Origin of the sequence: Rhizobium sp. PEPV16 (assembly GCF_008919455.1) — a bacterium.
GTDB lineage: Bacteria > Pseudomonadota > Alphaproteobacteria > Rhizobiales > Rhizobiaceae > Rhizobium > Rhizobium leguminosarum_Q.
The window spans coordinates 620-1,014 of sequence record NZ_VSZV01000234.1; the positions used below are offsets into that span (position 1 = coordinate 620).

General features: G+C 61.3%; 1 pseudogene. It reads left to right on the forward strand.

Annotation, left to right across the window (positions count from 1 at the left end):
- A pseudogene (locus FY112_RS37525) lies at positions 1-395 on the forward strand (hypothetical protein); the annotation flags it as partial.

The window sequence follows — 395 nt, forward strand, 5'->3', positions numbered from 1 at the left end:
TCCGATGCAGCCGGGTGTATCTGTGGAGGAGCTGAAGGCGGCTTTGGGAACGAGCTGGAAGGAGCCGGGCCTACAGGCGGAAGGCCATCTGCACATCGAGGAATTCGGCACGCGCATTGCCGCCGATGGCAGGCTCTGCGAGGTTCATTTCCGCGCCCCCTTCGAGCTTCCCCCTATCCATGGCGTCAGGATGGGAATGCCGGCCGAAGAGCTGCATCGGCTTTATCCCGGTGTCGAGCGCATCTCGGACGAGCGGGAGAAATATGGCTGGACCATGCTGAAGACGAACCTGTCGGATACGCTCACGCTCGGCGTCGGCATCAGGGAGGATGTCGTCAGGATCATCAGCCTGACGGATCCGACGGCGGTCTATCCAGAGCGGCCCTATAAATATG